The 24,789-nt window shown below is 58.7% G+C and carries 22 protein-coding genes; 8 read left to right on the forward strand and 14 right to left on the reverse strand.

Annotation, left to right across the window (positions count from 1 at the left end; translation table 11 throughout):
- Positions 1–272 precede the first annotated feature (272 nt).
- From ACZZ0K_RS08990 to ACZZ0K_RS09015, 6 genes are all read left to right on the forward strand, one after another.
- The gene (locus tag ACZZ0K_RS08990) at positions 273–701 is read left to right on the forward strand and encodes a hypothetical protein (RefSeq protein ID WP_258706805.1); all 429 of its coding nucleotides are present in this window, start codon (positions 273–275) and stop codon (positions 699–701) included.
- A 12-nt stretch (positions 702–713) separates the two neighbouring features.
- Positions 714–950 (forward strand): hypothetical protein, encoded by a 237-nt coding sequence (locus ACZZ0K_RS08995; RefSeq protein WP_071172685.1) that lies wholly within the window; start codon positions 714–716, stop codon positions 948–950.
- A 23-nt stretch (positions 951–973) separates the two neighbouring features.
- Positions 974–1,336 carry a ribonuclease toxin immunity protein CdiI gene (cdiI, locus tag ACZZ0K_RS09000; protein ID WP_258706804.1) on the forward strand — a complete coding sequence of 121 codons (363 nt, stop codon included), beginning with the start codon at positions 974–976 and terminating at the stop codon, positions 1,334–1,336.
- 65 nt (positions 1,337–1,401) lie between these two features.
- On the forward strand, positions 1,402–1,713 hold the full coding sequence (locus tag ACZZ0K_RS09005; protein WP_056789445.1) for a hypothetical protein: 312 nt from the start codon (positions 1,402–1,404) through the stop codon (positions 1,711–1,713).
- 148 nt (positions 1,714–1,861) lie between these two features.
- Positions 1,862–2,281 (forward strand): hypothetical protein, encoded by a 420-nt coding sequence (locus ACZZ0K_RS09010; RefSeq protein WP_236169867.1) that lies wholly within the window; start codon positions 1,862–1,864, stop codon positions 2,279–2,281.
- An 81-nt stretch (positions 2,282–2,362) separates the two neighbouring features.
- On the forward strand, positions 2,363–2,665 hold the full coding sequence (locus ACZZ0K_RS09015) for a hypothetical protein (RefSeq protein ID WP_122087874.1): 303 nt from the start codon (positions 2,363–2,365) through the stop codon (positions 2,663–2,665).
- Between the two features lie 90 nt (positions 2,666–2,755).
- Here ACZZ0K_RS09015 and ACZZ0K_RS09020 read toward each other — a convergent pair whose 3' ends face one another.
- The 10 genes from ACZZ0K_RS09020 to ACZZ0K_RS09065 all read right to left on the reverse strand — a co-directional run bounded on the left by ACZZ0K_RS09020 (position 2,756) and on the right by ACZZ0K_RS09065 (position 13,552).
- The gene (locus ACZZ0K_RS09020) at positions 2,756–4,387 is read right to left on the reverse strand and encodes a BatD family protein (RefSeq protein WP_258706803.1); all 1,632 of its coding nucleotides are present in this window, start codon (positions 4,385–4,387) and stop codon (positions 2,756–2,758) included.
- Positions 4,384–6,120: a tetratricopeptide repeat protein gene (locus ACZZ0K_RS09025; protein WP_258706802.1), complete on the reverse strand. Its 1,737-nt coding sequence runs from the start codon at positions 6,118–6,120 to the stop codon at positions 4,384–4,386. The genes ACZZ0K_RS09020 and ACZZ0K_RS09025 overlap by 4 nt, the downstream gene beginning before the upstream one ends.
- Complete coding sequence (locus ACZZ0K_RS09030; protein WP_071172680.1) at positions 6,117–7,196, reverse strand: vWA domain-containing protein; 1,080 nt, start codon at positions 7,194–7,196, stop codon at positions 6,117–6,119. Before ACZZ0K_RS09030 ends, ACZZ0K_RS09025 begins: the two co-directional genes overlap by 4 nt.
- Complete coding sequence (locus ACZZ0K_RS09035) at positions 7,189–7,686, reverse strand: DUF4381 domain-containing protein (protein WP_110645661.1); 498 nt, start codon at positions 7,684–7,686, stop codon at positions 7,189–7,191. Before ACZZ0K_RS09035 ends, ACZZ0K_RS09030 begins: the two co-directional genes overlap by 8 nt.
- Positions 7,683–8,627: a DUF58 domain-containing protein gene (locus tag ACZZ0K_RS09040; RefSeq protein ID WP_016774988.1), complete on the reverse strand. Its 945-nt coding sequence runs from the start codon at positions 8,625–8,627 to the stop codon at positions 7,683–7,685. The genes ACZZ0K_RS09035 and ACZZ0K_RS09040 overlap by 4 nt, the downstream gene beginning before the upstream one ends.
- Positions 8,628–8,632: 5 nt before the next feature.
- Positions 8,633–9,592 (reverse strand): AAA family ATPase, encoded by a 960-nt coding sequence (locus ACZZ0K_RS09045; RefSeq protein ID WP_007913915.1) that lies wholly within the window; start codon positions 9,590–9,592, stop codon positions 8,633–8,635.
- A gap of 166 nt (positions 9,593–9,758) precedes the next feature.
- On the reverse strand, positions 9,759–11,201 hold the full coding sequence (locus ACZZ0K_RS09050) for an ATP-binding cassette domain-containing protein (RefSeq protein ID WP_463559062.1): 1,443 nt from the start codon (positions 11,199–11,201) through the stop codon (positions 9,759–9,761).
- A gap of 49 nt (positions 11,202–11,250) precedes the next feature.
- Entirely contained in the window at positions 11,251–11,493 is a 243-nt protein-coding gene (locus tag ACZZ0K_RS09055) for a hypothetical protein (protein WP_460061646.1), read from the reverse strand.
- The gene (locus ACZZ0K_RS09060) at positions 11,490–12,677 is read right to left on the reverse strand and encodes a YcaO-like family protein (RefSeq protein ID WP_258706800.1); all 1,188 of its coding nucleotides are present in this window, start codon (positions 12,675–12,677) and stop codon (positions 11,490–11,492) included. The genes ACZZ0K_RS09055 and ACZZ0K_RS09060 overlap by 4 nt, the downstream gene beginning before the upstream one ends.
- A 518-nt stretch (positions 12,678–13,195) precedes the next feature.
- Positions 13,196–13,552: a hypothetical protein gene (locus tag ACZZ0K_RS09065; RefSeq protein WP_258706799.1), complete on the reverse strand. Its 357-nt coding sequence runs from the start codon at positions 13,550–13,552 to the stop codon at positions 13,196–13,198.
- A 292-nt stretch (positions 13,553–13,844) separates the two neighbouring features.
- Here ACZZ0K_RS09065 and ACZZ0K_RS09070 point away from each other — a divergent pair, with 292 nt between their 5' ends.
- Together ACZZ0K_RS09070 and ACZZ0K_RS09075 are read left to right on the forward strand one after the other, a co-directional pair.
- Positions 13,845–15,239 carry a hypothetical protein gene (locus tag ACZZ0K_RS09070; RefSeq protein ID WP_252878333.1) on the forward strand — a complete coding sequence of 465 codons (1,395 nt, stop codon included), beginning with the start codon at positions 13,845–13,847 and terminating at the stop codon, positions 15,237–15,239.
- A 479-nt stretch (positions 15,240–15,718) separates the two neighbouring features.
- A complete protein-coding gene (locus ACZZ0K_RS09075) occupies positions 15,719–20,614 on the forward strand; it encodes an NAD-glutamate dehydrogenase (protein ID WP_258706798.1) in 4,896 nt (1,631 codons plus the stop codon).
- 61 nt (positions 20,615–20,675) lie between these two features.
- On the opposite strand, the gene ACZZ0K_RS09080 is transcribed toward ACZZ0K_RS09075, so the two are convergent.
- The 4 genes from ACZZ0K_RS09080 to pdxR all read right to left on the reverse strand — a co-directional run bounded on the left by ACZZ0K_RS09080 (position 20,676) and on the right by pdxR (position 24,694).
- Positions 20,676–21,974 carry an NHL repeat-containing protein gene (locus tag ACZZ0K_RS09080; protein ID WP_258706797.1) on the reverse strand — a complete coding sequence of 433 codons (1,299 nt, stop codon included), beginning with the start codon at positions 21,972–21,974 and terminating at the stop codon, positions 20,676–20,678.
- Positions 21,975–22,249: 275 nt separating this feature from the next.
- Entirely contained in the window at positions 22,250–22,651 is a 402-nt protein-coding gene (locus ACZZ0K_RS09085) for a cupin domain-containing protein (RefSeq protein WP_095180181.1), read from the reverse strand.
- A 192-nt stretch (positions 22,652–22,843) separates the two neighbouring features.
- Positions 22,844–23,137 carry a putative quinol monooxygenase gene (locus ACZZ0K_RS09090; protein ID WP_016774982.1) on the reverse strand — a complete coding sequence of 98 codons (294 nt, stop codon included), beginning with the start codon at positions 23,135–23,137 and terminating at the stop codon, positions 22,844–22,846.
- Positions 23,138–23,260: 123 nt separating this feature from the next.
- Positions 23,261–24,694, reverse strand: coding sequence for a MocR-like pyridoxine biosynthesis transcription factor PdxR (pdxR, locus tag ACZZ0K_RS09095; RefSeq protein WP_258706796.1), 1,434 nt, complete (start codon positions 24,692–24,694; stop codon positions 23,261–23,263).
- Between the last annotated feature and the right edge of the window lie 95 nt (positions 24,695–24,789).

Below are 24,789 nucleotides of genomic sequence, written 5' to 3' on the forward strand. Positions count from 1 at the left end.
ACGTCCGAGTCAGAATATTCGATGGTTGCCGAGCGAAAGATAGATGAGCTGGGTGCTGCCTTGGCAGATCGTTGGTTGTCAGAGGAAGAGTTCTATCAGCAGATAGGAGCGGGTGCTACTACTGTTTATCGATGCAATAAATGCGAACGACTACATATTGATCAAGGTGGCGGTAAATTTTCTTCCTATACCAAGGAAGTACGTTAGGGCGCGCCCACATGCGTTGCGGGGAAAGAGTAGAAACTGGATTGTTCGCCAGCAAGAGGCTTCAAATGGACTTTTCAATTGCGGAACACGGATTGGTCGGCCCCCTGAATGGAAAACTGTCCAGAGCTCAAGTGCGCGAAATTCTGGGAGCCGGTTTCGAAGTGTTCTGGAAAACAGCTGACTCCTTGAATACTACGGATGCTTATTTTCAGCTCGACCTTCATGTCTACTACGACGCGCGCGATATGGTTAAAGGGGTAGAGTTTTTCGAAAGAAGCACGGTGTCCTGGAACGGCCACAAGCTGGTAGGCGAAACATCCACGGACGTGTTGGCTTTGTTTCGTCGCCATGGTATTGACCCCGTCATTGACGATGACGGATTTGAAGTCGGTGAGTTGGGGATGGGGTTTTACGTTGACGATGACGACGACTTGATCACCACTTTATATATCAATCTGCGCCGCGAAAATTCATTCAACGGCATCGTGCTCTAACAGGAGCCAGAGATGATCATCTGCCCAAGATGTCAGCAGGATTACATTGTCTGTGCCCATGTCAAGGCCACTGGGAAAGAGTTATTCATGTGCCCAGAGTGCGACGCTACCTGGTTTTCAGTTGAGGCGATCGGCGTTGCGCCTTTTCTGGACTTTGGGACTTATATGGAAAGCATAGGCTTGTCGATGCTGTGGGACGAGTTGGACATTGTTTCCGATTCAGAAGACTCAAGAAATGACAGTGTATGATCCGGCAATGAAGTGAGGTTGTTATGAAGGAGTTGTTCGGTCAGCCATACCGCCAGTCAGACCCTTATTGGATTGTCAAAGGGTATTTTGACCGGATGTATGATGATGGCCGTTTCATCGAGGCTGCGGGCTATATTGCGAGGCGTTGGGGGTTCAGTGTTGATGGAGCATACTGTAACTTTCCTGATGTAAATAGCTCATTTGAAGAGGGCCATTTCGAAGGAGTGGAGTTTTCTTATGGGTATCCCTCTAGCGATGCAGACACAATTATTATCAGTGAAGAGGTCTGCATGGAATACCTTCGGCTAGCTTGTGATAAGTACCTACAGCGTCATCCTGAATATAAGGCGAAAGTCGATGTTCTCTTGAGTGAGAGCCATGTCTGATAAGTAAAAAGTGTGCCATTTGTTCAGCGCAGCCAAAAGTTATCCGATCAAGAGAAAGTTGAAAGATGAAAGATTTCGAGTCAGTAAAGAAACTGATTATCCAATTGGTGAAAGATAAAGCCGGTGATTTTGATGGTGGCAGTTGGGAAGCTGATTACAAGCTGAACTGGGAAGACGAGTTAGCGGAAAGGCTAGCAAACGCTTTCTACAATATGTCCAGAGCGGCATCCGCCAAAGAAAATACAGATGATGTCATGTTGAAAGCCGCGTTGCTGAATTCACGAACGGACTTCATGGATCTCGCCAATTTTTTCAGGGATATTTTCGAAGATTTGGATGCACTGCTGCGCAAGCCAGTCTGGCCGGATATTCCATAAGGATTTGATTATCAGGGCTACCACCAGTGAGTTATCCATAGGTGCAGAATGCGACGACATCGGGTCTTTAGTAAGGGGCGCGGGCGTCAAGCGTGACCATCTTGGAAGGACTCGCGCATCTTTCTTGGTTCAGGAGAACCCGGAAAAGATGACAATGGTATTTAGTTTTTTAAGTCGCGGTGATCTCGGATTGATTCACGCTGGCATGTCCCGAGAAGAATCAAGGAAGGCGCTTGGTGATCGGTTTGAGGCGTTTTACAAAGCCGAATATTCGACAGTACCGACCGACGCTTACGATGATTTAGGCGTGCACGTTTACTTTGATGAGCGCTACCGGGTCTTTGGCGTTGAGTTTTTGAAATGGAGTGAGCTTGTTTGGGACAACCAGAAACTGGTCGGTGAGAATGCGCTTGTGGTTCGACAGTTTTTGGCCAAGCGAGGAGAGGTTCTGGTTTTCAATAATTCAGGCTTCAGTGTCACTGGCGTGGGTTTAAGGTTTTATGTGCCTGATTTCGGGGAAAACGACGCCATCGTTGAGGCTGTCTATGTAGAAGTTGGTGGCGCATGAGGAGAGGCGCGGGAAACAAATAGCTTATGGATTGGACATCTCAGAGGAACTCAGCTTCAGTCGCAATCTGGAGGTTTTACAGTGATTACCGAAGACATAAAGATCGTCCAAGAGATCTTTCAGGTGGTCGAAGCCGGCATCGTCCATGGCTATGACGCGTTCCGTTATGGCGTGGAGTTGGGGGAGGGCTACATCGAGACGGAGCTGTGCGTTGAGAAAGATGGCGTCGAGGACTGGAACGCTGAAACTGATATTAACGGGGCGATTATCCTTCGTTTGGTCGACCAGCTTCAGGAAAACGCAGTCAAGCGTGGCGAGCCATGGAAGTCATTCGTCCTCTCCTATCGAGAAGGCGAACAAGTCAAAACGAAATTCGAGTATTGATTCCGGACTTTCCGATCAAAAGATCGCAGCCTTCGGCAGCTCCTACACACAATCCGTAGGGATCTGCCAAAGGCTGCGATCTTTTGCTTTTCACTTCGGATAAAGCGGCGGCAATCCACTCTCACTCACCGGATCCTGCACGCGCTCGGCGGCGGGAATAGTACGAATCGCCCGCCACAAATCCTCACCCTGCCAATGCTGCCCGGTCTCGCTGTACAGCGCGCCGTTCAGCCCATCCAACGCGTCCGACAACGGCACAAACCGCGCGGCCATGTCTGCCAGCGTCTCCGGCTGCTGCCGCGCCCAGGCGTCCAGTGCCTGGCGGGTGGCGTGGGGGTCGTTGGCTTGGCTGGCGCGTTTGATGTCGTCGAGCAGGGTGCGTGGGCTAGGGCCGGTCTGGGCGGCGCGGTGGATTGCCGGTTGCCAGCGGGCGCGCCACCAGAGGCCGAAGCCGAGCAGGGTGGTGCAGGCGAGGATCAGGGTGCTGAGTTTCCACCACCACAGGGTGTCGTTGTCGGGCGTGCTCGGTTGCAGGGTGCCGGCCGGGGTGTCGATTTGCAGGCTGGGGTTGTTCGCCACTTGCAGGGTGCGCGCGGGCAGGCTGCTGTGTTCGAGGTGGTCTTCGAAGGTGTTCCACCAGACCACGTCGACGGTTGGCAGGTCGATCGCGCCGCTGCGGCTTGGCACCAGTGCTTCGCGCTCTTCGCGGCTGCCGATGATGCCGCGGTCGCTGCTCTGGTTGCTCAGCACCGGTTGGTCGGGGTAGCGGCGCAGGCCGTTGACGTCGGTGGCGGGCAGGGCTGGCAGTTGCGAGCTGGCGAGGCCTTCGACTTTCAGGGTCAGGCTGCGGGTCAGGGAATCGCCGACCTGAGTGTGATCCGGTTCCGGGCTCCAGCTTTCGCTGAGGCTGAGGTTGCGCGCCGGCAACCATGGCGCATCGACCGGGTAGGTCAGCGGTTTCGGTTTGACCGTCAGCGGAATCGACGCCGAGCTGACGCGCATCAGTTTGCCGGGTTTCGGCCCCGAGGCGTCTGCCGATGGCGCGGTATCCACCAGCGTGGCGCTGAACGTCTGCGGGGCGATCGTCAGCAGGCCGCTGTGTTGCGGATAGATCGCGTAGCGCATCTCGATCACGCCGTGGCGCAGACCGTTGATGTCTTTCTCGTAGGTGCGCGTGTCGCCGAGCTGTTCGATGCGCGCGTCTGCAATTTGCAGCGGGCTCAGGCTGCTGTCGTCGTACAGCGAAACCGAGTGATAAATGCGCAGGGTCAGGATGGCCTGGGCCTGCACGTAGACGCTGGTCTGGTCGAGGCTGGCTTCGATGAACACCGGATCGAGGCTGTTGTTGTCTTCGCGGTTGTCGCTGGCGATCACCTGCACGGTGATCGGCTGGCTCTGTGCTTCGCCCAGTTGCAGCGGCGGAATCACTACGCTGCCATTTTCTTTTGGCAGCAGGGTGATGATCCAGCGTGTGGTCGCGCGGTTGTCGCCGTTGAGGGTGTTGAGCTGGTTGACCTGGCGCGTGCCGCGCACTTCGAACAGCGTTTCTAGCGCCGACAGATCGGGCTTGCCGAACTGGGTGACGTCGTCAGTTTCGAGGGTGAGCTCGACCGTCTCGCCGGAGTTCAGGCGACTGCGATCCACGCTGGCGGTCAGCTCGGCCGCCTGAGCGGTGGCCGTGCAGATCAGCAGGGGCAGCAAGAGAGCGGTGAAGCGGGTCATCGATTGTTTTCCTGATCCTGATGTTGTTGCTGTTCGTACCAGAATTTGCGCCTGAGCAGTTCGCCCGGGTCGTCCGGGATCTTGCCCAGCCATTGCTCGAGCGCCTGACGCTGCTCGCCTTCGAGGTTGTTCTCGCTCGGGCGCAGGGTCGGCACCGTGTCGGTTTCCTCTTCCTCGTTGCTGCCGGGGATTTCATTGGGGCCTGGCAGCGGCGGGGCGGTCGGCGGCGGTTCGCTGGCCGACTCGGCCGGTTGCGCCTCGCTCTGGGTTTCGCTGCTCACCGCCGGAGGGGGCGCGGTGGTGGGCGAAGGCTCATCGCCGGGCAGACTTTGTTCGTTCGGCTGGTTGTCCGGCTCGGGCGGCGGCGGAGCGTTTTTCTGCTTCAGCAGGTTTTCCACCAGCGCCTTGTTGGTCTGCGCCGGACGCAGATCCGGTTGCAGCTCGAGCGCCTGTTCGTAGGCATCGATCGCCGCTTCCAGCTCGCCGCTTTTCGCCAAAGCGTTGCCACGATTGTAGTGGGCGCGGGCATCGCTGCCCTCGGCAAAACGCTGAGCGGCGCCACTGTAGTCGCCGGCCTCGTACAACGCCACCCCTTGCCATTGATGATCGTCAAAATGCTGCGCGGCTTCGGCCGGACGTTTCTGCTTGAGCAGGTGCAAACCCTGTTGATCGGGGCGCAGCCACAAGTCTTCGAAGTCGAAAGCGTAGCTCGGTTGCGGCAGGCACCACAGCAGCGGCAGGCAGAAGAGCCAGCCGCGACGCCCGGCACAGGCGGCGAGCAACAGCAGCGGCAACAGCAGCCAGTAACCCTGATCGGCCCACGTGTCGAGGCGCACGGTCTGGCCATCGTCGCGCAGGCTGCGCGGGCCGTTGAGCAGGCCAAGTGCGCCAAGATCAGCCTCGTCGAGTCGCGCCGGGTGATACTCACCGCCCACGCTGTTGAGGAAAGTCGCCAGGCCCGGGCTGTCGAGTTGCGGCACGCGGATCGCGCCTTGCTCGTCCTTGAGGAAACTGCCGTCTTCCTGGGCAATCGGCGCACCTTCGGCGGTGCCGATGCCGAGCATCAGCAGTTGCGTCGACTCGCCATTCAGAGCACGACGAATGCCTCGCCGTTCTTCTTCATTGAGCGACGAACCGATCAGCAGAATCCGCCCCTGTCCCAGCGCACCTTGCTTGAGCAAGGCCAATGCTTTGCCCACGGCCAGATCGGCGCGGTGGCCGGCTTCCGGCATCAGCGACGGCTTCAGCGCGTCGAGCAGATTGCGACTGGTGGCCAGATCATCCGACAGCGGCACCAGCGTGTGCGCGCTGCCGGCATAAACGACGATGGCGGTCTGCGCATCGCTGCGCGCCTGCAACAGGTCGAACAGCTTGCGCCGCGCCTGTTCCAGACGCGTCGGTGGAGAGTCGGTGGCGAGCATCTCCGGGGTCAGTTCGAGCACGACTACCAGCGGGTCGGCGGGTTTCTGGCTGGTCTGTTCGACGCGCTCCCAGCTCGGCCCGAGCAAGGCCAGAATGGTCAGCAACCACGCCACGCCTAGGGCGATCCACGGCAGTTTGCTCTGGCGACCGCTGCCGCCACTGAGCAGCACAGCGTGAAATGCCGGCGGCAGAATCATCTGCCAGCGACCGGCGCGTTTCTGTCGGTGCCAGAGTTGCCAGAGCAGCCAGCCGAGCAGCGGCAACAGCAACAGCCACCAAGGGCGGAACCAGTGCGGCCAGAGCGCGATCATCGGCGCCTCCGCAGGCGCAAACGCTGCAAGCGCTCACGCCAGTCCGGCAGCGGACTTTGCAAATACAGTTGCTTGGTAAACAGGCGTTGCAGCGGATTGTCCGGCCACAGTTCGCGGACGACCAGCAACAGACTCAACCACAGCGCCAACGCCAGCGGCCAGTGATACAAGGCTTGCGCCGGACGTGCCTGAGTCGGTTGCTGAGTCACCGGTTCGAGCTGATCGAGGGTGTCCTTGATCGCTTGCAGCTCCAAGCCGTCATGGGCGCGGAAATACTGGCCGCCGGTGATTTCGGCGATGGCCTTGAGCGCCGGTTCGTCCAGATCAAGGCTCGGATTGACCCCGAGCAGGCCGGTCGAGCCGCTGTCCTCGGGATTGGCGCCGATGCCGATTGGATAGATTCTGACGCCTTCGCTGGCGGCCAGTTTTGCGGCGGTCAGCGGATTGATTTCGCCGCCGTTGTTGGCGCCGTCGGTGACCAGAATCAGCACGCGACTTTGCGCCGGGCGCAGGCGCAGGCGTTTCAGGGCCAGACCGATGGCATCGCCGATCGCGGTGTTTTTGCCAGCGATACCGATCCGCGCTTCGTCGAGCCAGATGCGAACGGTGCGCCGGTCAAAGGTCAGTGGTGCTTGCAGGTAGGCCTGGCTGCCGAACAGGATCAGACCGACGCGATCGCCGTCGCGGCTTTCGAGGAAATCGCCGAGCAAGTGCTGCACCAGCGACAGGCGACTGACTTCTTCGTCCTGCCACTGCATGTCGGGAAAATCCATCGAACCGGACACGTCCACCGCCACCAGCAGATCACGGCCACTGGCGGCAATTGGCAGTGGCTCGCCAAGCCATTGCGGGCGCGCGGCGGCGATCAGCAAGATCAGCCACAGCAAGATAAACGGCGCCTGCTGCCGCCACGCCGGCAAGTTGGCGCGGGCGCGGCGGCGGGCGAGGCCTTCGAGGTCGGCGAGGAAACTGACTTTCAATGCCGGCTCGCCGCTGTCGGCCACCGGCAGGATCAGACGCATCAGCCACGGCAGCGGCAACAGCACAAAGATCCAAGGCCAGGCGAACTCAAACATGTTTGCGAATCCACGTGTCGACCGCTTGGGTCAGGCCGGCGATGGCTTTGTCGTCGAGTTTGCATTCCGGTTTGTACGCGCCTTCAACCAGCACCATCCAGCGCGTCAGGCCGGCAGCGGGGCAGCGGTTATCGAGGAAGGCCAGCCATTTGCGCCCGTTGAGGGTGTGGCTCTGGCTGTACGGATAGTGGTTGCGGCACAGGCGTTTGAGCAGGCCGTTGAGTTGTTGCAGCCAAGCGCCGGCCGGAGCGCCGTCGTAAGGCTTGGGCATTTGCGCCAGTTCGGCGAGCGCGGCGATGCGTACCGGGTCCAGCGGCTGCTCGGCGCGCACCACCGGGCGTTTCTTCATCGGAATGAAACGTCGCAACTTCCACACGGCAAAACCCAGCAGCGGCAACAGCAGAAGCAGCAGCCACCAGCCCGGCGCCGGCGGCCAGAAGGCGATCGGCGGCGGTGAGATCAGCGGCTGCAGTTGGTCGAGGCCGTTCATCGACCTTTCCCCGGACGCTGCGGGTTCAGGAACTCGCGCATCTGCTCGACCATTTCACTTTGCGTGCTCAACGGCATCAGCAGCACCCGCAGCTTTTGTGCGAGCAATTCCCAGCGAGCGATGCGCGCTTCGGCCTGGGCGCGGTAGGTCTGGCGCAGGTCGAAGTTCAGCGTGTCGATTTCCAGCTGCGCGCCACGCTCGGCAAAGCGCAGCAGGCCGGCGGCGGGCAGAGCATGATCCAGCGGATCGGACAGCGGCAACATCAGCAGATCACAATGCCGCGCCAGCAAACTCAGTTGTTGTTCGGCGCTGTCGGACAACGCGCGTTCGTCGCAAATGACGATGGCCAGACTGCCCGGCCGCAGCACTTCCCGCGCGCGGCGAAGGGCCACGCCGAAGGCATCGCGATCCGGCTCGCGCTCGCTGTGCAGCGACTGATTGACCTTGACCAGCCGGTTGAGCAATTGCAGCAGGCTCTGCTTGCTCCGGCGAGGCTTGATTTCGTAGTGCTCGTTGTCGCCGAACACCAATCCGCCGACGCGGTCGTTGTGCCCCAGCGCGGCCCAGCCGATCAACGCCGCGACCTGCGCCGCCAGCACCGACTTGAACATCAGCCCCGAGCCGAAAAACAACCGCGTGCTTTGCTCGACCATGATGAAAATCGGTCGCTCGCGCTCTTCGTGGAACAGCTTGGTATGCGGCTCCTGCGTGCGCGCGGTGACGCGCCAGTCGATGGTGCGCACGTCGTCACCGGCCTGATAGACCCGCACCTGATCGAAGTCGACGCCACGGCCACGGAATTTCGAATGATGCAGGCCGATCAGCGGGCTGCGCTGACTCGGCGTAGAAAACAGTTGCACCTCGCGCACGCGGTGACGCATCTCGATCAGCTCGGCGAGGCTGATGCGGATACCGGGTTCGGAGGGCAGGGCGGCGTTCATGGGGGTCAAGCGACGGCGACGACGTCGAGAATCCGCTGCACCACGCGATCCTGATCAATGCCAGCGGCTTCGGCTTCGAACGACAGAATGATGCGGTGGCGCAACACGTCGAACAGCACGGCCTGAATGTCTTCCGGGCTGACGAAGTCGCGACCGGCCAGCCAAGCGTGGGCGCGGGCGCAGCGATCGAGGGCAATCGAACCGCGCGGACTGGCGCCATAGGCGATCCACTCGGCCATTTCCGGGTCGAACTTGGCCGGGTTACGCGTGGCCATGACCAGTTGCACCAGGTATTCCTCCACGGCGTCGGCCATGTACAAACCGAGGATTTCCTTGCGCGCGGCGAAGATCGCCTGCTGGCTGACCCGACGCTCGGGCTTGGTCTCGCCGTTCAACGCCTCGCCGCGCGCCTGTTGCAGGATGCGCCGTTCGACGGCGGCGTCAGGGAAGCCGATCTTGACGTGCATGAGGAAACGGTCGAGCTGGGCTTCCGGCAGCGGATAGGTGCCTTCCTGTTCGATCGGGTTCTGCGTGGCCATTACCAGAAACAGCGGCGACAGCTCATAGGTGCTGCGCCCGACGCTGACCTGACGCTCGGCCATCGCTTCGAGCAAAGCCGATTGCACCTTGGCCGGCGCACGGTTGATTTCGTCCGCCAGCACAAGGTTGTGAAAGATCGGCCCTTGCTGGAACACGAAGCTGCCGGTTTCCGGACGGTAGATTTCGGTGCCGGTGATGTCAGCCGGCAGCAGGTCGGGGGTGAACTGAATACGATGGAACTGGGCTTCGATGCCCTCGGCGAGTTCTTTGATCGCTTTGGTCTTGGCCAGACCGGGAGCGCCCTCGACCAGCATATGGCCGTCGGCGAGCAGGGCGATGAGCAAGCGCTCGATGAGTTTTTCCTGGCCGAGAATCTGCGTTGAAAGAAAGGTTCGCAGCGCCAGCAGCGCTTCACGATGTTCCATCGGTGACTGTTCCTGGAAAGGGGTGGCCGGGGCGTTCGGATAACGCCGGGGCTGGGGGCGTTACTTTAATCCATCGTGGGGGGCGGCGACTAACGGCATTTGCGCGATTTGTCAGTATCGGCCCTCGTTTGCACTGCGTGGGGCCGTTTCTGGACGTTTTTGCGATTCAGGTCTGCGTGTGCAAGCTGTGCAATATGACCTTGATGGCGGGGCGCTCAAGTAGTTCGAACCATTTGCCTTCATCAACGATGGCGCCTTGCTGCATGACGAGCACGCGGTCAAAACGATGGAGATGTTCAACATCATGGGTGACACATATAAGGCCCTGTCCAGCGAATGTCTTGAATAGCAAATCCCACACTGGTGTAGCGAGTTTCGGTTCAATCGAAGCACTCGGCTCATCAAACAGATTGAATTTGCCCGGTCGATTCAGAAGTCGCAGCAACGAAAGCCGCTTCGCTTCACCTCCGGAGATATTGGTGGCGTTTTCAGCGATGTGACCTCGGCCAATGATTTCATCAAGCTGGAGGCATTGAATTGCCTCGTTCAATGTTTTCGACTGCTCAACACCGAAAAGTACGGACTGTTCAAAACTTCCTTCCAGGAACTGCGGAGACTGGGGGCTGTAACGCACCGTTTCCAGATGAACGCGAGCATTTAAGCGATCTATGCACAGCTCGTCGATGAACAGCCGGGGCCGCACCGAAAAATCCAGTCCTGCCAGCGCTTCGAGTAACGTCGATTTGCCAGCGCCGCTGGGCCCGATGATCGCAAAGGATTGGCCCTGTCGGAAGCTGATCTGGCTGGCAATTGATAGCTGCGCAACACCGTTATGGGTGATCTCGCAGGGCTCGAGGCGTAATGTTGATAGGTTATGCAACGCATCAGAGTCATTGCGGCGATCGTTGTCGAAGTCAGCAGTTGCAAGTAATTCTTTGAGTCGCCGTTGATCAGCCGAAAATTGATCCAGCACCCGATAGCCTTCGGTCAGCGCCGATACATTCAACAGGAACGTACCAGCAATAGAGGAAATGGCCACCAACTGACCGACGCTGATACTTGCTTGTCCGGACGTCTGATCCATGACTCCCCAAGCCAACAAACCGCCGGTGGACAGGCTGATAAACAAAATCTTCGCCGCGCTCAACAGTCCGCCCGAGCCTGCTACGGTTACAGCAGCGTTGGCGTAGCGCTCAAACGCTCGGTTCAAGGGTTGCAGGGCCGTGCGTTCGGCGCGTTCCAGTTTTATCGATTTACCAGCTCTCAAAGTATTGACCAAGGTTGCACTTAGCTCATCCTCCTGGTCATTAACAGCATCGATGTGTTTTCGGCGCCATCGAATGATCCGGTGAGTTGCGTAGAGATAACAGCCACCGAGGCCAGCTAGCGCGCAGAAAACCCAGGCTCCGCCCATATACCAGAATGCGCCGGCCACAATAAGAAATTCCAGGCACAGGGGAAAACCCGTAGTGACGAAGAACATCAGCAACTGTTCGTGGGCAGTGATTCCGCGCTCGACCGACTTGATGAAGTGTCCTACTCGCCACGTGCCAAACTGGGAAAAATCCTTGCCCATCAACCGCGCCATCCAATTGATGGAAGTATCCATGACAATTCGCTGGACGAGCTTTGAGAGCAGCAGCGTTTGCAGGGGGTGGTCATCGACTGAATGCAACCGGCCAGCGTAAAAGCTGCGGTGAAAAAAGCAGCGTACGCAGCGTTGTGTGATCGGCATCGTTTAGTGAATCGACGATCTTGCCCAATAACAAAGGAGGGGCCAGGGCCAGGATTTTCAGGGTGATGGTCGCGCCTATTGTCATCACCAGCAGGAGTCGATGTTTCTCGCAGGCTGTTCTTATAAATGTCTGCATGAGTATGGGCCTGTGGTCGTTTTGGATCACGCCGTTGGCGTGCTCCTGGTGCCGAGCAAAATGTGCTGAGGAGCTACGGGTTGGCCATTTCTGATTATGTTGAATCGGTCGAGACCCGGGATATAAGTCTGGGTAACTACGTTGGTCCCCGGGTACTCCATGACTGTTCTGGAAAATAGGACTTTGTTCATACCGCTCAGGTTTTTTCGGAGCAAGGCAAGTTGTTCAGGAACAGAGAGTGCAAGCAGGCTTTTTGGCGGCGCCAGGGTATTGAGTTTCAAGTTTTTAACGGGTGCAAAGTCTATCAGCTGTTTCAGTTTCTCGGATTGACAAAGCACATCAAGTACCTTTCGGTCCGCGATTTCATCGTTGGCGTCGTATAAGGCGTTTGATTGGAATTGCTCCGTTACCGCTCTTTGGATGGCGATAAATATGTCCAAAGAACAGCCGGAGCCGATTGCGGATATATGTCGGTCGCCGGGGCCGGTTCGTGGGAATGCAACCGCCAGATAAACTTCTGACTCGTCTTTGATAATGATGATCTGCAAAGCTTCGGCAGCCCGTAGCGCGTATGAGTTGTTGAACAGGGCTTGCGCAAGCAGGGGCGCCGACGGTGAGTAGAGATCTATCGCAGGTATCAGTCTGCAGATGGCCATGAAAAACCGGGACAACAGGTGTCGCTCAATCAGTTCTAGGGTACCGTGCAGCAGTGCTTCTGATTTCGTGCAGCCGAAAGCAGTTCCTGAGTTAGAGGCGTAGCGATTTAAAAAGCGCGTCGGTTGACTCGTTGTTTTACGTTCATCTTTGACCGGATACAGCAGGGCGCATGGCACAAAAAGCCCGGCGCAGCCGTCGAGTGCTGCAAGCTGCAGACACTGTAGAGGCTCGATGTTTTTTCGCAGACTTGTGAAAATGCCGTCCGACTCGACCCCGTTCTGCGAAGCGATGTCACTGCAACCAAGCGTTGTGCAAAATGGCGGCTCGGCGTGAAACATCGCGTAGTGCTCAAGGCTTTCAGCAAGTGCACCTACAAGCGCGTCGGGACCTTTGCCTGCGCCTGATTCAATCAGCGTGTCGTATTCGTTATAGAGTTCGGCAGTAGCGACCAGATTACCGTCATCGACATAGCGCACTCGCGCTTTCAAACCCAGTGTCTGAATAACATTGTTTATTCGGACAAACGCTTCGCTGGATGAAATCTCACGCTCTGACATGGTGAGCCTCGTAGGCTTGAATGCCGAAAGATCGACTTTCGGCATTTTCAGGATTGGCTGATCGGGAGGCCGAGTCAGCGGGTCAGTGAGGCGAAGAAGTCCAGTTCCGTCGCCAGGAAACCTTCAAAGTGGCCCGAGCCATAAGGCAAATCCTCGAAGGTGTTTATTTCAGAACTTTTTCTACCCATTACATATGACTCCATTGAATATCACGTTGTCGGCACTTTTTTGTGCGCCGAGCTTGCATGTTTTTTTGCAAGCGCAACGAGTAATAACAAGGGAGGGGTGGGCCCGCAATCAGACGGCTTCCGATGATTGCGTAGGGCACTTCTTGAGGAGTAGTAGGATCGAGCTCCGTGCTGTTAAACACAGCGGCGTTCTATGCGGAAAATTAGCGCGAATTATGGTTTTCAGGTGTTTAGAGCTTGTAGAGGTATCGATCAGCGTGGAATTAATGACGATGGCATAAGGGCGATCAAATGCCGTCGTCATTTATCTTGTCATGCGAGCCGAACTGGTTATTCCAGATTAATTACAAAAGTTCCTGTCCCATCGAGAATATTCTTCAAAGTCTCAACCACCTCATCCATATCCACCATATCCGGATTGAAACTGATCTCCAGCACATCATCCCCATTCAACGCATCGGCATCCGCCGCAGCAATCTCGATCTTCAGCAGTTCCGACGTCAGCGTGACCTTCACGCCGTCAAGCGTCGAAGGCTCGCCATCCAGGGTGATCTCCAGCTCATCCTCATCCGGATAACGGCTCATCAGGAACATCTCGCCCTTGTCGCTGTGGCAGCAGAGCATGGCCATGTTGTCTTCTTCGTCGTCGCACGGGTTGACGATCAGTAGGGCGGTGGTCATTTGCATGGGGAAATCCTGGGCAGTGGCGGCGGTGAATCTGTTCGAAGGCGCGATTTTGCCAGTCTCTGCTCGTTCGCGCTGCCTGCATCGGCAAAAAGTCGCAAAGCAGGACATTTCCGTCGCCCGGTTCCGAGTAGCGAGAAGGGAAAATCCGACGCCAGCGTAAGGCAATTACCGGATGCGCAGAATCCACCCGAAATTGCGATATTTCGCTTGTGATCGCCACCGTTTTGCCGTTAGTTTCGCCGCTCTTGCGCAACGGAGTGCGTTACCAAAACCCCAAAAAAGGACCTTTGCCATGACCCAATATTTCGAACGCGCCGAAGAAATTCGCCACCTGTCTGACGAACAGATCGAGGAGATCTACAAGCGCTATCTGGAAGGTGAGAAAACTTCGCAGCTGATGGAGCAATTCCAGATTCCTTCCAGGGTGCGCAGTCTGCTCAAGGTTCTGCCACCGATTGTCAGTGCAGACCTTACCTGTCCTTACTGTGAACTTCCGATGTGGGTGCGCCGATACGCCAGAGGTACTCCGCTCTCACTGCGGGGTCAGTTCAAATGCGTACGCTGTGAACACCAGCACAGTGTCCCCGGCGCCAATGGCCGCCACACAGCGTGCAACTGCACAGAATGTTTCAAGGTTCGCCAGCAGCAACTGGCCGCCCGGGCAGCGCGGGACCGTCTGGAGTTGCAGGCCAGATATGGCGCGCAACTCCCTGCAGTGCCTTACGCCAATCTGGGCTTTGTGCAAAAGTTGACGTTGCTCGCCTTGCTTGATGATGGCTACGGCGCAAACGTTGAATGGATTGCGCCGTTGAACGCGCCATCCCGAGAAGAGCTGCTTGCCCTGACGTTCGAGGCGCGGGAAGAGTTGCTCAAAAGCCTGCACGAAGCCGGGGTGCTGGCGGTTTCCACCGATTCCGACATCAACGCCTTCGATCGCAGCGAGGGCTGCAATATCCGCGAGTACAGCGCGGTGCGCTGGCTGCCCAGCGTCACGCTCGACGGCGTAACGCGCTGTGCCCGCGAGAATTTGTATCAGGTGCTGTATCAGGAGTTGTCGGGCAGCGTCAAAGCCGCCTGGAAGAGCGAAATCTATTCGCTGGTCTTCAGTCTCGCCCGCGAAGAGTCGCTTCAATACATTCGTGTGCTGGCCAGTGAGGTGGATTTCGCCTTCACGGCCGAGGCCCGTGCCGAGGAGGTGGTCGGGCAGTTGCTGCAGGACTTCTCGGTCAGTCAGCTGTATTACTTTGCCCGGCTGGCCGTGAGAAACGCCGCGCATTTCTATGCCACCGGCAATTCCAAGGGGCGCAGTCACGCCTCCAACACCATTCCGCGCAACATGCTGGGCACGGCGCAGGACGCGCTCGCCCGTAACTGGCGCAAGAACGGCCATCGCGATTCGCGAGTACCGCAAACGGCCTTGCAGCGCTTGCTCTACGACGTGGTGCTCAAGGACAGCGGCGCCGGATTCTCCAAATCGCCGGGCATGTACTGGCGCGACGAACTGGTTCCGCAATTCTTCAGCGCCGTAGCGTTCGACAGCGACTTGCTGGGCAATCTGCGCCTGTTCTGCCGCGAATGCGATTCGAGCAACATTGACGCCAGCATGGACAAGCAGATCCTGCAGACGATGTGCTACGACTGCGCCACGGTGAGCAAATTCAGAGCCTTTGAGGAACTGCCGGACTGATCCGCGTCAACCGCCAGCGCTGAACCGGATCCCACGCTCAGGGTCGATAACAGGGCCTTGGGCGTTTTCGTTTCCGGATATGTAATGTCCTCGGCGACCGACCTGGCACGAAAGTCCCGTGAAACCGGGGTTTCGAACCTGCATTTCGGCGCACGCCTGCTAGTGTTGAAGCAGGCGAAACCCTGCATTTACGTGCCAATGACCGAATATGTCGCAGCACCGCAAGCAGACACATTGTCGCACCCATTAAGCTGCGCAACGGATGAGCACCCGTAAAGGCATTGTCGGCAGTGCTGGCAGTCGCTTTTGCAGATGCTCATTCATGGAAGGTGAATGTGACCTGAGTGTCCCGTCCAGCTTCACCCACCTGTCTCCCTGTTTCCTCTGCCCGAGAATCAGGAACAGGGCGACACCAGCCCCGAAAGGGGTGTTGCACGCGACGCTTTCCATCAATAACAAGCTTAAGCGGAGTACCACAGATGGCGTTCTTCACCGCAGCCAGCAAAGCCGACTTCCAGCACCAACTGCAAGCGGCACTGGCGCAGCACATCAGTGAACAGGCACTGCCACAAGTGGCGCTGTTCGCTGAACAATTCTTCGGCATCATTTCCCTGGACGAGCTGACTCAACGTCGTCTCTCCGACCTCGCTGGCTGTACTCTCTCTGCGTGGCGCCTGCTTGAGCGCTTCGATCACGCGCAACCGCAAGTGCGTGTCTACAATCCCGATTACGAACGCCACGGCTGGCAGTCGACCCACACCGCGGTCGAAGTGCTGCATCACGACCTGCCATTTCTGGTCGACTCGGTGCGTACCGAGCTGAACCGTCGCGGCTACAGCATTCACACCCTGCAGACCACCGTGCTCAGCGTGCGTCGTGGCAGCAAGGGCGAATTGCTGGAAGTCCTGCCAAAAGGCAGCACCGGCGAAGGCGTGCTGCACGAATCGCTGATGTACCTGGAAATCGACCGTTGCGCCAACGCGGCCGAGCTGAACGTGCTGAGCAAAGAGCTTGAGCAGGTGCTCGGTGAAGTGCGCGTCGCCGTCGCTGACTTCGAGCCGATGAAAGCCAAGGTGCAGGACATCCTCACCCAGCTCGACAACAGCGCCTATCCGGTCGATGCCGACGAAAAGAACGAAATCAAGAGCTTCCTGGAATGGCTGGTGGGCAACCACTTCACCTTCCTCGGCTACGAAGAGTTCGTGGTCACCGATCAGGCCGATGGCGGCCACATCGAGTACGACCAGAGCTCCTTCCTCGGCCTGACCAAACTGCTGCGCACCGGCCTGACCTACGAAGACCTGCGCATCGAAGACTACGCCGTGTCCTACCTGCGCGAACCGACCCTGCTGTCGTTCGCCAAGGCTGCGCACCCGAGCCGCGTACACCGTCCGGCTTACCCGGACTACGTGTCGATCCGCGAAATCGACGCCGATGGCAAAGTCATCAAGGAACACCGCTTCATGGGCCTGTACACCTCGTCGGTGTACGGCGAGAGCGTGCGGGTCATCCCGTTCATCCGCCGCAAGGTCGAAGAAATCGAGCGCCGCTCCGGCTTCCAGTCCAAGGCTCACCTGGGCAAGGAACTGGCACAGGTCCTCGAAGTGCTACCGCGTGACGACCTGTTCCAGACCCCGGTCGACGAACTGTTCACCACCGTGATGTCGATCGTGCAGATCCAGGAACGCAACAAGATCCGCGTGTTCCTGCGCAAAGACCCGTACGGTCGCTTCTGCTACTGCCTGGCCTACGTGCCGCGCGACATCTATTCCACCGAAGTGCGCCAGAAGATCCAGCAAGTGCTGATGGAGCGCCTGAAGGCGTCCGATTGCGAATTCTGGACCTTCTTCTCGGAATCCGTGCTGGCCCGTGTGCAGCTGATCCTGCGCGTCGATCCGAAGAACCGTCTCGACATCGACCCGCTGCTGCTGGAAAAAGAAGTGGTTCAGGCCTGCCGCAGCTGGCAGGACGATTACGCCGCACTGACCGTCGAAAGCTTCGGCGAAGCCCACGGCACCAACGTGCTGGCCGACTTCCCGAAAGGCTTTCCGGCCGGTTACCGCGAGCGTTTTGCCGCGCATTCGGCCGTGGTCGACATGCAGCACCTGCTGAGCCTCAACGAAAAAAATCCGCTGGTGATGAGCTTCTATCAGCCGCTCGGTCAGGTCTCCGGCCAGCGCGAGCTGCATTGCAAGCTGTATCACGCCGACACGCCGCTGGCGCTGTCCGACGTCCTGCCGATTCTGGAAAACCTCGGCCTGCGCGTACTGGGTGAATTCCCGTATCGCCTGCGCCACACCAACGGCCGCGAATTCTGGATTCACGATTTCGCCTTCACCGCCGCTGAAGGTCTGGACCTCGACATCCAGCAACTCAACGACACGCTGCAGGACGCGTTCGTGCACATCGTGCGCGGCGATGCCGAGAACGATGCGTTCAACCGTCTGGTGCTGACCGCCGGTCTGCCATGGCGCGACGTGGCGCTGCTGCGTGCTTACGCCCGTTACCTGAAGCAGATTCGTCTGGGCTTCGACCTGGGTTACATCGCCAGCACCCTGAACAACCACACCGACATCGCTCGCGAGCTGACCCGGTTGTTCAAGACCCGTTTCTACCTGGCACGCAAGCTCGGCAGCGACGATCTGGAAGACAAGCAACTGCGTCTGGAACAAGCGATTCTGACTGCACTGGACGATGTTCAGGTGCTCAACGAAGACCGCATCCTGCGTCGTTACCTCGACCTGATCAAAGCCACCCTGCGCACCAACTTCTATCAGACTGACGCCAACGGCCAGAACAAGTCGTACTTCAGCTTCAAGTTCAACCCGCATGCGATCCCTGAGCTGCCCAAGCCAGTGCCGAAGTTTGAAATCTTCGTCTACTCGCCACGCGTCGAAGGCGTGCACCTGCGCTTCGGCAACGTTGCTCGTGGTGGCCTGCGCTGGTCCGACCGTGAAGAAGACTTCCGTACCGAAGTGCTCGGCCTGGTAAAAGCCCAGCAAGTGAAGAACTCGGTCATCGTGCCAGTGGGCGCGAAGGGCGGCTTCCTGCCGCGTCGCCTGCCACTGGGCGGCAGCCGAGACGAAATCGCGGCCGAGGGCATCGCCTGCTACCGCATCTTCATTTCCGGTCTGTTGGACATCACCGACAACCTGAAGGACGGCGCCCTGGTGCCGCCGGTCAACGTCGTGCGTCATGACGATGATGACCCGTACCTGGTGGTCGCGGCGGACAAGGGCACTGCAACCTTCTCCGACATCGCCAACGGCATCGCCATCGACTACGGCTTCTGGCTGGGTGACGCGTTCGCCTCCGGTGGTTCGGCCGGTTACGACCACAAGAAAATGGGCATCACCGCCAAGGGCGCGTGGGTCGGCGTACAGCGCCACTTCCGCGAGCGCGGCATCAATGTCCAGGAAGACAGCATCACCGTGGTTGGTGTCGGCGACATGGCCGGCGACGTGTTCGGTAACGGCCTGTTGATGTCCGACAAGCTGCAACTGGTCGCTGCGTTCAACCACATGCACATCTTCATCGACCCTAACCCGAACCCGGCGACCAGTTTCGTCGAGCGTCAGCGTCTGTTCGACCTGCCGCGTTCGGCCTGGACCGACTACGACACCAGCATCATGTCCGAAGGTGGCGGTATCTTCTCGCGCAGCGCGAAGAGCATCGCGATCTCGCCGCAGATGAAAGAACGCTTCGACATCCAGGCTGACAAGCTGACCCCGACCGAACTGCTCAATGCCTTGCTCAAGGCGCCGGTGGATCTGTTGTGGAACGGCGGTATCGGCACCTACGTCAAGGCCAGCACCGAAAGCCACGCCGATGTCGGCGACAAGGCCAACGATGCACTGCGCGTCAACGGCAACGAGCTGCGCTGCAAAGTCGTGGGCGAGGGCGGTAACCTCGGCATGACCCAACTGGGTCGTGTGGAATTCGGTCTCAATGGCGGCGGTTCCAACACCGACTTCATCGACAACGCCGGTGGCGTGGACTGCTCCGACCACGAAGTGAACATCAAGATCCTGCTGAACGAAGTGGTTCAGGCCGGTGACATGACCGACAAGCAACGCAACCAGTTGCTGGCGAGCATGACCGACGAAGTCGGCAATCTGGTGCTGGGCAACAACTACAAGCAGACTCAGGCCCTGTCCCTGGCGGCGCGCCGTGCTTACGCGCGCATCGCTGAGTACAAGCGTCTGATGAGCGATCTGGAAGGCCGTGGCAAGCTGGACCGTGCCATCGAGTTCCTGCCGACCGAAGAGCAACTGACCGAGCGCGTCGCTGAGGGCCACGGCCTGACCCGTCCTGAGCTGTCGGTGCTGATTTCCTACAGCAAGATCGACCTGAAAGAGCAACTGCTGGGCTCGCTGGTGCCGGACGACGACTACCTGACCCGCGACATGGAAACGGCGTTCCCGCCGACCCTGGTCAGCAAGTTCTCCGAAGCCATGCGTCGCCACCGTCTGAAGCGCGAGATCGTCAGCACCCAGATCGCCAACGATCTGGTCAACCACATGGGCATCACTTTCGTGCAGCGACTCAAAGAGTCGACCGGCATGAGCCCGGCAAACGTGGCTGGCGCTTATGTGATCGTGCGCGACATCTTCCACCTCCCGCACTGGTTCCGTCAGATCGAAGCGCTGGACTACCAGGTTTCCGCTGACGTGCAGCTGGAGCTGATGGACGAGCTGATGCGTCTGGGCCGTCGCGCCACGCGCTGGTTCCTGCGTGCCCGCCGCAACGAGCAGAACGCTGCCCGTGACGTCGCGCATTTCGGTCCGCACCTGAAAGAACTGGGCCTGAAACTCGACGAACTGCTCAGCGGCGAAATCCGCGAGAACTGGCAGTCGCGCTATCAGGCGTACGTCGAAGCCGGTGTGCCGGAATTGCTGGCGCGTATGGTTGCGGGTACTTCGCACCTGTACACGCTGCTGCCGATCATCGAAGCCGCAGACGTCACCGGGCAGAACCCGGCCGAAGTGGCCAAGGCCTACTTCGCCGTCGGCTCTGCACTGGACATCACCTGGTACCTGCAACAGATCAGCGCGCTGCCGGTGGAAAACAACTGGCAGGCTCTGGCCCGTGAAGCGTTCCGTGATGACGTCGACTGGCAGCAACGGGCGATCACCATCTCCGTCCTGCAACAGGGCGACGGCTCCCAGGACGTTGAAGCACGCCTGGCGCTGTGGATGGCCCAGCACGAAAGCATGATCGAACGCTGGCGCGCCATGCTGGTGGAAATCCGTGCTGCGAGCGGTACGGACTACGCCATGTACGCGGTGGCCAACCGTGAACTGCTGGATCTGGCGTTGAGCGGGCAAGCAATCGTGCCTGCGGTGACTGCGAATGCCGAGCTTGAACTGGCGTAAGTAGTGGCTGAATGAAGAAGCCCCGCTCTCGAAAGAGGCGGGGCTTTTTCTTGTCTGTCATTCAGAACGTATCGGCGCAGCGAAAGGCGAAGCTACCGACGCCGTCCGTACGGGGCAGGGATGTTCCGGCTACGACAATCTGATTGTCCTGAATGGCAAGGCCTCCCGCCATGTCGAGCACGCCGGTCAGATTGATGACCAGCACACCGTCGTCGGCAAAATCGCGATCTGGATAGCCGTCCGATTTGAACTGGGCAATGACGATTTCCGAGTCTTGTTCGCCGTGGGTGCTGGAAAGCACGACGATGTGTCCGTCCCTCAGCGTGCCAGCAGTCCATTGGATGCCGAAAAGGGCTTTTGGATAGGACGTCAGGACTGGCCTCCCTTCATTGAAGTCGATGGCGTATTTCCCGTTCCTGTCGACACAAATCAGGACGCCCTGGTGAACAAAATCCTTCGAGGTGGCGCTACCGATGCCAAGGATGTTGCCACCAGGCATTTCGACCAGTTGGTTGATCTGACTGAGCTTGTCCAGGCGGTCGAACAGGGCAAAACCGTTATCGCCAAAGCTGCTGACAGGCTTACCTGTGGCGTCGAAGAGGGCGATCATTGCGCGGTAGCGGTTTTCACGTGAAACGTAACCTGCGATGGCGAATTTGCCGTCCTGGAGCCGGATCAGTGAGCCAGCCCACGTGAAGTTGGCCAGGTATCGAATCACGACGTAACCCTTTCCCTGGCCAAACGCAGTGTCCAGAGCCCCGTTGCTTTGCAGTCTGATCAAAAGACCGCATTGGTCATTGGGGGAATATCGATGGTTGCTCAACACCATCAGTTTTCCGTCGTCCAGTTCAATGGCATGGCCACTGTAATCGGATGCCGTAGTGCGTTTTTGCCCAAGTTCGATGTCGGACGACGTGAGGGCGGGCGACGGAATCGGATCAACGAAGACTACGCCGTTGACGCCAAATGCGGTCTCGGGCGTTCCGTCATTGCGAAACATTGCCAGGCAGCGTTGTGGCTGTGCGTATTCGTGTAGATAAAAGGCACCCTGAAGCAACAGATTTCCGTTCTTGAGGATGCTGATGATGCCACCCGTGGATTTATAGCCCGGAGCGAAAACCCCGCTGGCTACGCCATCCCGGGCAAACGAAGTGTCCTGTGTGCCATCAGGCTTCAATCGCACAATGGCGAACTTGTTGCCCGGACTTGCGGCGATCAGCAGCTTGCCGTCCGCCGCGACGGCAACTGCGTTGGCGAAGCCGTTTTCCTGATCGGGATATTTAAACCAGGTGAGGCCATTTTTATCGGGGCCGAAAGTGGGGTCCAGATTATGCACAGCGGTGTCTTTTACTTCAGTCATGGTCTGCTCCTCGAATACGCTGTTTTTGCGTAAAGCGATCAGTCGATAGGGACCGGCAAATCAACGCAGTGCTGGTATTTGGGGAGCTTTCGGTCGCGCTGTCCACTGTCAGACCTGACAGTGGACAGCGGCGGATGATTGTGGATTTGGAAGACGGGATGGCCTGTCTTGCCGGGGATTTAATGTCTGAGGGATTTTGTGGTCTCTGGTCTGGCGCCTTCGCGAGCAGGCTCGCTCCCACGGTTGATCGCATTCCAAATGTGATCAGGCAGCCATCAGTTTTCCAGCGGGATCAGCACCTGCTCGTTCGGGGCCATCACCATGAACACCAGCAACCTGGCAGGCTTGGTTGAGCTGGCGTTTTTCGACACCAGATGCTCGGAGCCGGCCGGCTCGTACCAGAACTGGCCCTTTTTGTAAGTGATCGCCTGTTCGCCCTTGACTTGGGAAATCACTTCGCCGTCGAGCACGTAAGCCATCGCCGTGCCTTCGTGTTTATGGGCGATCGAGGATTGCCCCGGCTGGTAGTCGACTTCGATCATCATGGCTTTCTTGCCGGGGGCGTTTTTCAGCAGTTGTTCCTGCAGGACGGTGATTTTTTCGGATGGATCGTGGGCCATTGCCGAAGCGGAGAAGGTGAAGGCGAGGGCTGCGGCGACGAGGTGCAGGGCTTTCATGGCGGGTTACCTGTGATGGTGGGGGTGTGCTCACAGTAGGCCGCAATGTGGCCGGTTCAAACGGCCAATATTCGCGAAGATCAGGTGACCAATTCTGGTTCAAAAGCAAAGATCGCAGCCTTCGGCAGCTCCTACAGGGGAGCGCATTCCAGAGTAGGAGCTGCCGAAGGCTGCGATCTTTTGATCTTGCTTTTAGACGATAGGGAAGCTGTTGAAATCGACGCTATTGGCCAGGCGGCTATCGATCAGGTCGATAAACCCCTGTGCCTCGGGCCGGTTGAAATGCGCCTGCATCGCCGCTTCCGACTGCCAGCGCGCGCTGACCGTCCAGCGGTGGCTGTCCTCGGGGCAGCGGTCGACCAGGTAGGAATCGCAGCCCGGAGTTTCGCGCAGGGTGTCGACGATCTTCTGCAATTGCTTGCCGAGCTCTTCCGAGCGGCCCGCAACAGCCTTCACTTCAACCGTGTTGATCACTTCGTTGGACATTGCTCACACTCCTGAATCAGGCCGGACGAATCCTGCTCACTGAGGGATAACGCCTGTGCAGAATAGGCCTGCCGCCGTGAATCACCAATAACCAATCGGCGGTAAAAGCCTTATACCAACGGCTCATGACAGCTGTTCGAGGATGTCGCGCAGGCGATCGAGGGCGATGTCGATGTCCAGGGTTTCGATGGCGCCGAAGCCGAAATACAGGCCTTCTTTCGCCGGCTGCTGGTAGTAGAAACCACTGATCGCATACAGGCCGACCTCGACCTTTTTTGCCAGCTCGATGACCAACGGCAAATCGATCGGCACCTTGCAGAACACCGCCATGTGAAACCCGGCACTGGCCGGCACGGCTTGCAACCATGGCGCAAGGTCGGTCGCCATGCGCGCCAGGATCCGTTCGCGGCGTTGCGCGTAGATCGTGTGGCAGCGGCGGATGTGCTTGAGCAGGCAACCTTCGGCGATGAACTTGGCCAGCGCCCATTGTGGCAGAGTCGAGGCGTGCAGATCGGTAAGCTGTTTGGCGCGGATCACCGCCTCGATGATCGACGGCGGCAGGATCGCGTAGCCCAGGCGCAACTCCGGCAACAGGGTTTTCGAGAACGTGCCGACGTAGGCGACGATGCCACGCTGATCGAGGTTGTACAGCGAATCGGTGGGTCGGCCCTCGTAGCGGAATTCGCTGTCGTAGTCGTCCTCAATGATGATCGCGCCGAGCTCGTGGGCACGGGCGAGCAGGGCCTCGCGGCGCGCCTGACTCATCGCCATGCCCAGCGGAAACTGATGCGATGGCGTCACATAGATGAGCCGGGTGCCATCGGGAATGTGCTCGACCTGAATGCCCTCGGCATCCACCGGCACCCCGACCACTTCGGCGCCGTGCGTACCAAACAGCAAGCGCGCGGGCGGGTAGCCGGGATCCTCCATAGCCACCGTCCTGCCAGGACGGGTCAATACGCGGGCAATCAGGTCCAGCGCCTGCTGCGCGCCGTTGCACACGACGATGTCCTCGTCCTGACAGTTGATGCCACGGGAAAACGCGATGTGCCGGGCGATCGCATTGCGCAGCGCCGGCAAGCCTTCGGCGACGCTGTAGAAACCTTTCGACTGCGCCATCTGCCGCATCGCGTGGGCGACGCAGCGGCGCCAGTCGTCGTGGGGGAACTGGCCTTTGCTGGTGGCGCCACCGATAAAGTCGTAGCGCAGCGAACCTTGCAGCGTCGGGTGACGGAGGAACACCGGCAGATTGCGCCAGCTCTCGATCACCTCGGCACTGGCCAGCTCGGTGTGGCTCTGCTTGCGCTGCACCTGCGCCGGGCGGGCGTTGACGTAGGTGCCTTTGCCGATCACGCCGGTGAGGAAGTTTTCGTAGGTCAGCTGCGCATAAGTGTCGGAAATGGTCTTGCGCGAAATGCCCAATTGCTCGGCCAGCAAGCGGCTCGGCGGTAACTGCGTACCCGCCGCCAACCGCCCGGATTCAATCGCCGCGCGCAGCTGCTGATACAACTGACCGGCAAGATCCTTGCGGCCGTTGATCACGACATGAAGTTCCATACCGACGAGGCTCCCGGGTGTTGAGTGAAGTGTCGGTCAGATTAGCGTTGTTGGGCTTTTGGCAGTAGTTGCGTGGAGTAAAAACCGCAAATTGG

The sequence above is a fragment of the Pseudomonas sp. AC255 genome (assembly GCF_979258175.1).

What these genes read in the sequence shown, in the direction of transcription:
- ACZZ0K_RS09045 (WP_007913915.1), bottom strand. Translation starts at nt 9,592, where the DNA reads ATGGAACATCGTGAAGCGCTGCTGGCGCTGCGAACCTTTCTTTCAACG.
- ACZZ0K_RS09010 (WP_236169867.1), top strand. Translation starts at nt 1,862, where the DNA reads ATGACAATGGTATTTAGTTTTTTAAGTCGCGGTGATCTCGGATTGATT.
- ACZZ0K_RS09075 (WP_258706798.1), top strand. Translation starts at nt 15,719, where the DNA reads ATGGCGTTCTTCACCGCAGCCAGCAAAGCCGACTTCCAGCACCAACTG.
- ACZZ0K_RS09020 (WP_258706803.1), bottom strand. Translation starts at nt 4,387, where the DNA reads ATGACCCGCTTCACCGCTCTCTTGCTGCCCCTGCTGATCTGCACGGCC.
- ACZZ0K_RS09060 (WP_258706800.1), bottom strand. Translation starts at nt 12,677, where the DNA reads ATGTCAGAGCGTGAGATTTCATCCAGCGAAGCGTTTGTCCGAATAAAC.
- ACZZ0K_RS09065 (WP_258706799.1), bottom strand. Translation starts at nt 13,552, where the DNA reads ATGCAAATGACCACCGCCCTACTGATCGTCAACCCGTGCGACGACGAA.
- pdxR (WP_258706796.1), bottom strand. Translation starts at nt 24,694, where the DNA reads ATGGAACTTCATGTCGTGATCAACGGCCGCAAGGATCTTGCCGGTCAG.
- ACZZ0K_RS08990 (WP_258706805.1), top strand. Translation starts at nt 273, where the DNA reads ATGGACTTTTCAATTGCGGAACACGGATTGGTCGGCCCCCTGAATGGA.
- ACZZ0K_RS09050 (WP_463559062.1), bottom strand. Translation starts at nt 11,201, where the DNA reads ATGGATACTTCCATCAATTGGATGGCGCGGTTGATGGGCAAGGATTTT.
- ACZZ0K_RS09090 (WP_016774982.1), bottom strand. Translation starts at nt 23,137, where the DNA reads ATGTCCAACGAAGTGATCAACACGGTTGAAGTGAAGGCTGTTGCGGGC.
- ACZZ0K_RS09005 (WP_056789445.1), top strand. Translation starts at nt 1,402, where the DNA reads ATGAAAGATTTCGAGTCAGTAAAGAAACTGATTATCCAATTGGTGAAA.
- cdiI (WP_258706804.1), top strand. Translation starts at nt 974, where the DNA reads ATGAAGGAGTTGTTCGGTCAGCCATACCGCCAGTCAGACCCTTATTGG.
- ACZZ0K_RS09070 (WP_252878333.1), top strand. Translation starts at nt 13,845, where the DNA reads ATGACCCAATATTTCGAACGCGCCGAAGAAATTCGCCACCTGTCTGAC.
- ACZZ0K_RS09080 (WP_258706797.1), bottom strand. Translation starts at nt 21,974, where the DNA reads ATGACTGAAGTAAAAGACACCGCTGTGCATAATCTGGACCCCACTTTC.
- ACZZ0K_RS09085 (WP_095180181.1), bottom strand. Translation starts at nt 22,651, where the DNA reads ATGAAAGCCCTGCACCTCGTCGCCGCAGCCCTCGCCTTCACCTTCTCC.
- ACZZ0K_RS09025 (WP_258706802.1), bottom strand. Translation starts at nt 6,120, where the DNA reads ATGATCGCGCTCTGGCCGCACTGGTTCCGCCCTTGGTGGCTGTTGCTG.
- ACZZ0K_RS09035 (WP_110645661.1), bottom strand. Translation starts at nt 7,686, where the DNA reads ATGAACGGCCTCGACCAACTGCAGCCGCTGATCTCACCGCCGCCGATC.
- ACZZ0K_RS09030 (WP_071172680.1), bottom strand. Translation starts at nt 7,196, where the DNA reads ATGTTTGAGTTCGCCTGGCCTTGGATCTTTGTGCTGTTGCCGCTGCCG.
- ACZZ0K_RS09040 (WP_016774988.1), bottom strand. Translation starts at nt 8,627, where the DNA reads ATGAACGCCGCCCTGCCCTCCGAACCCGGTATCCGCATCAGCCTCGCC.
- ACZZ0K_RS08995 (WP_071172685.1), top strand. Translation starts at nt 714, where the DNA reads ATGATCATCTGCCCAAGATGTCAGCAGGATTACATTGTCTGTGCCCAT.